The organism is Micromonospora parastrephiae (genome assembly GCF_016802865.1).
GTDB classification, from domain to species: domain Bacteria; phylum Actinomycetota; class Actinomycetes; order Mycobacteriales; family Micromonosporaceae; genus Micromonospora; species Micromonospora parastrephiae.
In genome coordinates this window covers 1-8,461 of the sequence record NZ_JAEVHM010000217.1, presented here as the reverse complement: position 1 = coordinate 8,461, position 8,461 = coordinate 1, and the positions used below count along the sequence as shown (strand labels likewise).

Sequence of the window (8,461 nt, the reverse complement as noted above, 5' to 3'; positions counted from 1 at the left end):
ATCCGGCGACCCCCGCCCAGGTCGGTGGACGGCCGACGCGGCATCCGCGACAGGATCCGGCCGGCCTCGTCCTGACGAGCGTGCTGCCGCGCGAGGTGGTCAGGGCACCCAGGTGGGTAGCGGCTCGCGGGCGGCCAGCCACGGCTCCGGCACCCCACCGGGCGTGCCGACCCCGGTGTACGCGGCCACCACCGCGCCGGCGATGGCGGCCGTGGTGTCCATGTCCCCGCCGGCGCGGACGCAGAGCTGGATCGCCGCCGGATAGTCGTCGAGGTGGGTGGCGGCCACCCAGAGGGCGAACCCGACGGTGTCCTGGGCGGTCACCCGGGAGCCGTTGCCCAGCGCGGCCACCACCCGGGGCAACGGACGGCCGAGCAGGCCGACCGCCCGGGTCACACTGCGGTACACCTCGCTGCCCGCGTCGACGACGAGGCGATCCCGGCGAGCAGCCGCTCGGGGCCGGCCGGTGCCCGTCGAGGCGGGCACGGGCGGCCAGCGTGGCGGCGACCGCCACCGCGACCGCGCCGGCGATCCCCTCCGGGTGCGCGTGGGTCACCTCGGCCGACGCGCGGGCCTGCGCGGCCGCGCGGGCGGTCGAGTCGGCGAAGTACGCGCCCAACGGGCCCACCCGCATCGCCGCGCCGTTGCCGCAGGAGCCCTGGCCGTCGAAGGCGGACGCGGCGGCCAACGGCCACGGCGTGCCGGTGCGGATCAGCCGCAGGATCGTCATCGCTCCGGCGCCGTAGCCCCGGTGCGGAGAACACCGCTGGGCGAACGCCAGCGCCAGCCGGTCCCGGTCGATGCCGCCGACGTCGGCCAGCTCGGCGAGGACCGAGCACGCCATCTCGGTGTCGTCGGTCCACTCCCAGGGCGCCGGAGGCAGGGGGCCCGCGCCGGGATCGGCCCCGGGTGAGCCCGGCAGGAAGTACCGCGCGCCGAGCGCGTCGCCGGTGGAGAGGCCGGCGAGGCTGTCCCGGGCGAGCGCGAGGCGGGCATCGACGAACAGCGTGAACGACATCGTCGTACCAGCTTGCCCCCTTCCCAGGTACGTCGCAACGCGATCAACTTGCCAGGCCAAGTACGGTCTTGTCGTGGCCTCCGTGCTCCTGGTCGAAGACGATCACGTCGTACGCGGCGCGATGCTGCGGTCCCTCACCGACCGGGGGCACGCCGTGCACGCCGTGGGTACGGCGTTGGACGCCCTGCGCCGCGTCGCCGCGGAGACACCCGACCTGGTGGTGTTGGACCTCGGTTTGCCCGACCTGGACGGCTCGGACGCGCTGCGGATGCTGCGCGGCATCACCGACGTCCCGATCATCATCGCCACCGCCCGTGACGACGAGCAGTCGGTGGTGAAGCTGCTGCGCGCCGGCGCCGACGACTACATGGTCAAGCCGTTCACCGGCGCGCACCTGGACGCCCGGATCACCACCGTGCTGCGGCGGGCCGGGCGGGCCAGCCGGACGGTGCAGCCCGCGGTGCACACCGTCGGCGGTCTGCGGGTGGACGTCGGTGAGCGCAGCGCACAGCTCGACGGGGAGGCGCTGGCGCTGACCCGCAAGGAATTCGACCTGCTGGCGTATCTCGCCGCACGACCCGGGCGGGTAGTGTCCCGCCGGGAGCTCTTGGAGGAGGTATGGCGTCAGCCATCGGTCGGCGAGGATCAGACCATCGACGTTCACCTGTACTGGCTCCGCCGAAAGATGGGCGAGTCCGCGGCGAAGCCGCGCTACCTGCGCACCGTGCGGGGGGTCGGGTTCCGGCTGGTGGCGCCGGACTGAGGTCGGCGCTGGCCCTGCTCACGGCCGGCATGTGCAGTCTCGTCGCGCTCGCCTTCCTGATCCCCCTCGGGCTGAGTCTGCGTGAGCAGAGCCGGGAGGAGGCGATCGCCGAGGCGGCCCGGCGCAGCGCGCTGGTGACCGGCGCGCTGGCGGTGAGCACCGACCCGGCGGTGGTCGAGCGGGCCGTGGTGGCCAGCACCGAGGGCGCGCCGACGCGGCCGGTGGTGCACGGGTTGGGGCTGGACGAGTCCGCCGGCCGGGCCAGCGGCACCGACCTGGACCAGGCCCGCGCCGAGCGTCGTTCGCTGGTCGCCGACGTCGACGGCGGGGTGGTCCGGCTCGACCCGGTGGTGCTGGGCGACCGGACGGCGGTGGTCGAGGTGTTCGTGCCCGACTCGACGCTGGACGAGGGTGCCGGCGGCACCTGGCTGCTGCTGTTCGCGGTGGGCGCGGCGCTGGCCGGCGCGGCGGTGCTGGTGGTCGACCGGGTCGCCGGTCGCGCGGTGGACGCGACCCGCGGTCTGGTGAAGGCCGCCCTCTCGATCGGCGACGGCGATCTCGGGGTCCGCGTGGACCCGACCGGCCCACGGGAGCTGGCCGAGGCCGGGTACGCCTTCAACCGGATGGCCGACCGGTTGGACGCGGCGCGCACCGACGAGCGGGAGCTGGTGGCCGACCTGTCGCACCGCCTGCGGACGCCGTTGACCGTGCTGCGGCTGGACGCGGAGGCGTTGGAGTCCGACGACACCAGCGTGGGTTCGTTCTCCGAGGCCGAACTGGACCGCCGGCGCGGGATCCGGCGGATCCGGCAGGCGATCGTCACCCTGGAGGGTGAGATCGACGTGCTGATCAAGACCACCCGCAAGGCGGTGGCGCACGAGGCCGGGCCGGCGATGTGCGACGTCAGCGAGGTGGTTCGGGACCGGATGGTGTTCTGGGCGGCCCTCGCTGGCGACCAGAACCGACCGCAGCGGGTGACCGGCGCGCAGCTGCGCATCCCGGCGCCGGTGCCACGCGCCGAGCTGGCCGCCGCGCTGGACGCGGTGATCGGCAACGTCTTCCGCTACACGCCGCAGGGCACCGCGTTCGAGGTGGCGGTGTCCCGCCGTGACGGGTACGTGGCGATCCGCATCGACGACGCCGGCCCCGGCATCGCCAACCCGGACCGGGCGCTGCGTCGGGGGACCAGCGACCAGGGCTCGACCGGGCTCGGGTTGGACATCGCCAAGCGGGTGGCGTTGCAGGCGAACGGGTCGGTGAGCATCGACCGGGCCCGGCTGGGCGGCGCGAGCGTGGTGATGCTGCTCGCCGACCCGGAGGCGACGCCCCGGCAGGTCAGCCGCTTCGGCCTGGTGGGCCGGATGGCGCGTGACGCCCGGGAGCAGAAGGCCAGCGGGCGCCGGTGGCCCCGGCAGCGCCCCACCGACGACTGAAGCCCGGGTTGTGCCCCGGCGCAAGTCTTCCTTAGATCGCGGTTAACGACCGAGGCGGATCAGCCGCGGGCTGACAGGATCGACACACGAACCCACCAGTTCCACCGGCCACCGCACCGTGCACCCACCGGTCGGTGGAGCCGCGCGCGCGGCGGGAGTCACAGGTCCCCCCACACCCACGCTCCCGCCGCGCGCCCTGCTCCCCCGCCCGCTTCAGCCGGCGGCGGCGAGGTGGGCGTCGATCTCGGCGGTGATCCGCTGCTTACCGGCCGGGTCCAGGAAGGACGCGGTCACCGCGTTGCGGGCCAACCCGGCCAGCCCCTGCGGTCCCGCCCCGAGCAGCCGGGCCGCCACCGCGTACTCGTCGTTGAGGGTGGTGCCGAACATCGGCGGGTCGTCGGAGTTGATGGTGACCAGCAGGCCGGCCTCCACGAGTCGGGGCAGCGGGTGCTCGTCGAGACTGGCCACGGCCCGGGTGCGCACGTTGGACGTCGGGCAGATCTCCATTCCGATCTGCCGCTCGGCCAGGTACGCGAGCAGCTCCGGGTCCTGCGCGGCGGAGATGCCGTGACCGATCCGCTCGGCGCCCAACTCGCGCAGCGCATCCCAGACGGTCTGCGGGCCGGTGGTCTCCCCGGCGTGCGGCACCGAACGCAGTCCGGCCGCCCGGGCCTGGTCGAAGTAGGGGCGGAACTGCGGACGGGGTACGCCGATCTCCGGACCGCCCAGTCCGAAGCTGATCAGCCCGTCGGGGCGTTCCTCCAGCGCGATGCGCAGCGTCTCCTCGGCGGCCGGCAGGCCGGCCTCGCCGGGGATGTCGAAGCACCAGCGCAGGTCGAGACCGAAGTCGTCCAGGGCGCGCTTGCGGGCGTCCTCGATCGCCTCGCAGAACGCCGGAGCGGGGATGCCCCGACGCACGTGCGAGTACGGCGTGATCGTCAGCTCCGCGTACCGGACCTGCTGGCGGGCCAGCTCCCGGGCGACCTCGTGGGTGAGGAGCCAGACGTCCTCGGGGTCGCGGATGAGGTCGACGACGCTGAGGTAGACCTCGACGAAGTGCGCGAAGTCGCGGAACTCGAAGTAGTCGACGAGCGCCGCCGGGTCGGCCGGCACGGGCGTGCGGCCCTCGTGCCGGGCGGCCAGCTCGGCGACGATCCGGGGCGAGGCGGAGCCGACGTGGTGCACGTGCAGCTCCACCTTGGGCAGGCCGGCGATGAAGGTGGTCAGGTCGGTCACAGGATCTCCTCGACAGGGTCGCCGGTGTGCGCGACGACGAAGACGCGGCGGAACGGGAAGTACACCTGCCCCTGCCGGACCGGGTAGGCGGCGGCGAGCCGTACCCCCAGCTCGGCGCGGAAGGCCGACCAGCCGGCGGCGTCCAGCGCGGCCCGGACCGGACGCAGCGCGGTGCCCTCCATCCAGGCCAGCACCGGGTGGTCGGCGGCGGACGGGGCCGGCAGCAGGTGCACGTAGGTAGTCTCCCAGGCGTCCACCGCGCACCCCGCGGCGGTCAGCAACGCGGCGTAGTCGACCGGGTCGTCGACCGGGTCGGCGCGCAGCAGCGGGGCCAGTTCGGCGCTCCAGGCGGGGCGGCCGGCGACCTCGCGCAGCGCCCGGTGGGACGGGGCGTCGGAGTTGCCGGGGACCTGCATGGCCAGCCACGCGCCGGCGGGCAGCTCGGCGACCCAGCGGCGCAGCAGGTCCCGGTGGCCGGGGATCCACTGGAGGACGGCGTTGGTGACCACCACGTCCTCGTCACCGGCCGGTCGCCAGTCGCGCACGTCGGCGACGGCGAAGTCGACAGGGGTGTCCAGGGCGGCGGCCCGGTCGATCATCTCGGGCGAGGAGTCGAGGCCGACCACCCGGCTCGTCGGCCAGCGCTCGGCGAGGGTGGCGGTGAGCTGCCCGGGGCCGCAACCGAGGTCGACCACGGTCCGGGGTCGCTCGGCCGGGATCCGGGCCACCAGGTCGTGAAACGGTCGGGAGCGCTCGTCTCCGTAGCGCAGGTACGTCGTCGGATCCCACATCGTCGCCTCCCAAACCGTACGTCCGTCTTGCTTAAGGTACGGCTCCCGTGGCAGCCCGGCAACCCGATCACTAGGCTCGGGGCATGGAACAGCGCAGCTTCAACCGGCTCGGCCGGACCGTCGGAGTGGTCGGCCTGGGCGCCTGGCAACTCGGCGCCGACTGGGGCACCGTCAGCGAGACCGACGCGATGGCCGTGCTCACCGCCGCCGTGGACGCCGGAGTGACCTTCCTCGACACCGCCGACGTGTACGGCGACGGCCGCAGCGAACAGCTCATCGGCCGCTTCCTACGCAGCCGCCCCGACGCCGGACTGACCGTCGCCACCAAGATGGGACGCCGCGTCGAGCAGCGGGCGGAGGCGTACACCCTGGCCAACTTCCGGCAGTGGACCGACCGGTCCCGGGCCAACCTGGGGATGGACACACTGGACCTGGTCCAGCTGCACTGCCCGCCGACCGCCGTCTTCGCCTCCGACGAGGTCTTCGACGCCCTGGACACCCTCGTCGCCGAGAAGGCCATCGCCGGGTACGGGGTCAGCGTCGAGACCTGCGACCAGGCCCTCACCGCCATCGCCCGACCGGGCGTGGCCAGCGTCCAGATCATCCTGAACGCGGTGCGTCACAAGCCGCTGGAGCGCGTCCTGCCAGCGGCCTCGGCGGCCGGGGTCGGCATCATCGCCCGGGTACCGCTGGCCAGCGGGCTGCTCTCCGGCCGGTACGACGAGCACACCGAGTTCCCCGCCGACGACCACCGCAACTACAACCGGCACGGCGCGGCATTCGACGTGGGCGAGACGTTCTCCGGCGTCGACTACGAGCGGGGCCTGGCCGCCGTACGCCGGCTCGCGCCGCTGGTCGACGCGGACCGCACGATGGCGCAGTTCGCCCTGCGCTGGGTGCTGGACCAGCCCGGAGTCACCGTCGTCATCCCCGGCGCCCGCGACGCCGACCAGGCGCGGCGCAACGCGGCCACGGCGGCCCAGCCGCCGCTCACGGCCGAGCAACTGGCGGGGGTACGCGAGGTCTACGACGAGCTGATCCGCCCGCAGGTGCACGACCGGTGGTGACCCGCCCACCCCGGGTGCTCGCATCGCGCCGCTCGGTCGACGATGCTGGGTGCCCGGGGCGGCGCGACCCCCGACCGTCCCGTGGAGAGGGGAAGCGATGAGGGGTTGGCTCACGCTCACCCTCGGCCTGCTGGCGGTCGTGATCGGTGCGGTGTGGACGGTGCAGGGCCTCGGCTACGTCTCCGGCAGCGTGATGACCGACGAACGGCTCTGGGCGGTGCTCGGCCCGATCGTGGCGCTGGCCGGGCTGGTGGTGATCTGGCTCGGCCTACGGTCGCGTCGCCGACCCTGACCCACCGGCCCGACACGTGGAAAGCCCCGCATCCCGGAGGGGATACGGGGCTGCACAACGATCCCTGCCGGATCGTCCCACTGGCCGGCGGGGGCCGGCCACACTACTCAGATGGGACGGACCTGCTCGGCCTGCGGGCCCTTCTGACCCTGAGCGATCTCGAACTCCACCCGCTGGTTCTCCTCCAGCGAGCGGTAGCCGCTGGACTGGATGGCCGAGAAGTGGACGAACACGTCAGCACCCCCGCCGTCGACGGTGATGAAGCCGAAGCCCTTGTCAGCGTTGAACCACTTCACGGTTCCCTGCGCCATGTGTATCTCCTTCTAAAACTGGTGGCCGTGCACGCCGTGCGGCCGATCGGCCGTTTCGAGCGGCGGCGCCTGAGGCGGCCCCCACGAAGGGGACTTCTCTCGACCCACGCCATCTCGCAACAGCGTGGACCAGCAAATCACGTACCCAAAAAGTCTGTCACGACCTCTCCGACGAATTTCTCCGACATGTGACCTGACGGATGTCCGAGATCGCTGGGCGGCCGGTGCCGCCGTGCGAAAGGCCCCCTTCCCGTCGATACGGGAAGGGGGCCGATGTCGATGCGTGGTCAGTCCGGCCAGTGGCCGGTCATCCGGCGGACGCCGACCGCTCCGCCCCGGTCCACAGCAGCCCGGACCACCGCGAAGATGGCCCCCTGAAGTGCCGCGGCGGCCAGGATCTCGCCCCAGCCGCGATCCTCGTCGGTGGCGTTGGGCGCCTCACCGTCGCCCGCGGTGACCTTCCAGACCTGCCGGAAGATCGCGCCCGCCACCGTACCCGCGGCGATACCCAGAAGGACGCCGGCCGGCCGGTACGCGACCCTGCCGATGCTCTTGCTCACCTACGCCTCCCCCGAACGATCATCAATAACACCACGGCGGCGACCGCACCGGCGGTGATCGTCGCCCAGGGCAGCGGGTTGCGCCGCACCAGCTCGCCCTTCTCATGCGCCTGGGCGCGCACCAGCTCGCCCTTCTCGTGCGCCTGCGCGCGCGCCATCCCGGCCCCGCGCGCGGCCTGCCCGCGGACCCGGGCCACGGTCTGCGCCGCCTGCTCGCGCATCCGCTCCCGTGCCTGCCCGGCGGACTCCTTCAGGCGCGCCTTGACGTCCGCCTTGGCGGCCAGCGCCTCCATCGTCTCGCCCAACTCGACCCGGGTACGACGGATCTCCTCGCGGAGGGCCTCCGTGTCACCGGTCCCGTTGCCCGTCATGCCCGTCCCCTGTCCTTCACCGCGGCGGCGACGGTGTCCACGTCGGCCCGCAGGCTGCGCACCGCAGCCGCCGGAACCGGCGGGACCGCACGGCTGACCTGCTTCTTGCCCACCAGGGCGAGGACGCCGGCCACCAGGAAACAGGCCACCCCCACGATCAGCGCGGCAGCCCAGGCGGGCAGCACCAGGTCGAGTAGCAGGATCGCCGTGGCGACCAGCGCGCCCAGGCCGAAGAACGCCAGAGCGCCGCCGCCGCCGAACAGGCCGAGCCCGATGCCGGCGTGCTTGCCCTTCTGGGTCAACTCCGCCCGGGCCAGCGTCAGTTCGTCCCGTATCAGACGGGAGACCTGCTCGGTGGCCCGCTGCACCAGCTCGGCGGTGGAGGGCTCGCTCCCGTTGTGGGATGTGCGGGCATTCGCCACGTCAGCCATGCTGTCCTCCTTTCCTCATCACCGCGCTGTATGCCCGGAGTCGCCGCCCGTCAATCCTAAAGCGCGCCGAGCAGGTCTCCGTCCCTGTCGTCCGATCGCCGCGCCGCCAAATCCGGCCCTCGGCCCGCGACCGCGATAGAGAGGTCCGGCAGCCGGATCCCCCACCCAAGCCCGCCCAAACCTCCCAC

General features: G+C 73.4%; 10 protein-coding genes and 1 pseudogene. 4 read left to right on the top strand and 7 right to left on the bottom strand.

Annotated elements, in window-relative coordinates; all coding sequences use genetic code 11:
* Nucleotides 1–99 precede the first annotated feature (99 nt).
* A pseudogene (locus tag JNW91_RS27275) lies at nt 100–1,018 on the bottom strand (ADP-ribosylglycohydrolase family protein).
* A gap of 73 nt (nt 1,019–1,091) precedes the next feature.
* Between JNW91_RS27275 and JNW91_RS27270 the strand changes: the two are divergent.
* Both JNW91_RS27270 and JNW91_RS27265 read left to right on the top strand, forming a co-directional pair.
* On the top strand, nt 1,092–1,781 hold the full coding sequence (locus JNW91_RS27270; protein WP_139586301.1) for a response regulator transcription factor: 690 nt from the start codon (nt 1,092–1,094) through the stop codon (nt 1,779–1,781).
* 29 nt (nt 1,782–1,810) lie between these two features.
* Nucleotides 1,811–3,214, top strand: coding sequence for a HAMP domain-containing sensor histidine kinase (locus tag JNW91_RS27265; RefSeq protein ID WP_203178279.1), 1,404 nt, complete (start codon nt 1,811–1,813; stop codon nt 3,212–3,214).
* Nucleotides 3,215–3,427: 213 nt separating this feature from the next.
* On the opposite strand, the gene JNW91_RS27260 is transcribed toward JNW91_RS27265, so the two are convergent.
* Entirely contained in the window at nt 3,428–4,450 is a 1,023-nt protein-coding gene (locus tag JNW91_RS27260; protein WP_203178278.1) for an adenosine deaminase, read from the bottom strand.
* Nucleotides 4,447–5,241 (bottom strand): trans-aconitate 2-methyltransferase, encoded by a 795-nt coding sequence (locus JNW91_RS27255; RefSeq protein WP_203178276.1) that lies wholly within the window; start codon nt 5,239–5,241, stop codon nt 4,447–4,449. The genes JNW91_RS27260 and JNW91_RS27255 overlap by 4 nt, the downstream gene beginning before the upstream one ends.
* A gap of 83 nt (nt 5,242–5,324) precedes the next feature.
* Between JNW91_RS27255 and JNW91_RS27250 the strand changes: the two genes are divergently transcribed.
* Nucleotides 5,325–6,308 carry an aldo/keto reductase gene (locus JNW91_RS27250; protein WP_203178274.1) on the top strand — a complete coding sequence of 328 codons (984 nt, stop codon included), beginning with the start codon at nt 5,325–5,327 and terminating at the stop codon, nt 6,306–6,308.
* 97 nt (nt 6,309–6,405) lie between these two features.
* Nucleotides 6,406–6,600: a hypothetical protein gene (locus tag JNW91_RS27245; protein WP_203178273.1), complete on the top strand. Its 195-nt coding sequence runs from the start codon at nt 6,406–6,408 to the stop codon at nt 6,598–6,600.
* Between the two features lie 107 nt (nt 6,601–6,707).
* On the opposite strand, the gene JNW91_RS27240 is transcribed toward JNW91_RS27245, so the two are convergent.
* The 4 genes from JNW91_RS27240 to JNW91_RS27225 form a co-directional block, all read right to left on the bottom strand.
* The gene (locus JNW91_RS27240) at nt 6,708–6,911 is read right to left on the bottom strand and encodes a cold-shock protein (protein WP_088962828.1); all 204 of its coding nucleotides are present in this window, start codon (nt 6,909–6,911) and stop codon (nt 6,708–6,710) included.
* A gap of 287 nt (nt 6,912–7,198) precedes the next feature.
* Nucleotides 7,199–7,471: a DUF4235 domain-containing protein gene (locus JNW91_RS27235; RefSeq protein WP_203178272.1), complete on the bottom strand. Its 273-nt coding sequence runs from the start codon at nt 7,469–7,471 to the stop codon at nt 7,199–7,201.
* The gene (locus JNW91_RS27230) at nt 7,468–7,842 is read right to left on the bottom strand and encodes a DUF3618 domain-containing protein (protein ID WP_203178271.1); all 375 of its coding nucleotides are present in this window, start codon (nt 7,840–7,842) and stop codon (nt 7,468–7,470) included. Before JNW91_RS27230 ends, JNW91_RS27235 begins: the two co-directional genes overlap by 4 nt.
* A complete protein-coding gene (locus tag JNW91_RS27225; RefSeq protein ID WP_203178270.1) occupies nt 7,839–8,273 on the bottom strand; it encodes a phage holin family protein in 435 nt (144 codons plus the stop codon). Before JNW91_RS27225 ends, JNW91_RS27230 begins: the two co-directional genes overlap by 4 nt.
* Nucleotides 8,274–8,461 lie beyond the last annotated feature (188 nt).

Excerpts from the sequence above, each read along its gene's own strand:
- JNW91_RS27265 (WP_203178279.1), top strand. The coding sequence starts at position 1,811 with ATGTGCAGTCTCGTCGCGCTCGCCTTCCTGATCCCCCTCGGGCTGAGT.
- JNW91_RS27255 (WP_203178276.1), bottom strand. The coding sequence starts at position 5,241 with ATGTGGGATCCGACGACGTACCTGCGCTACGGAGACGAGCGCTCCCGA.
- JNW91_RS27250 (WP_203178274.1), top strand. The coding sequence starts at position 5,325 with ATGGAACAGCGCAGCTTCAACCGGCTCGGCCGGACCGTCGGAGTGGTC.
- JNW91_RS27245 (WP_203178273.1), top strand. The coding sequence starts at position 6,406 with ATGAGGGGTTGGCTCACGCTCACCCTCGGCCTGCTGGCGGTCGTGATC.
- JNW91_RS27240 (WP_088962828.1), bottom strand. The coding sequence starts at position 6,911 with ATGGCGCAGGGAACCGTGAAGTGGTTCAACGCTGACAAGGGCTTCGGC.
- JNW91_RS27230 (WP_203178271.1), bottom strand. The coding sequence starts at position 7,842 with ATGACGGGCAACGGGACCGGTGACACGGAGGCCCTCCGCGAGGAGATC.
- JNW91_RS27225 (WP_203178270.1), bottom strand. The coding sequence starts at position 8,273 with ATGGCTGACGTGGCGAATGCCCGCACATCCCACAACGGGAGCGAGCCC.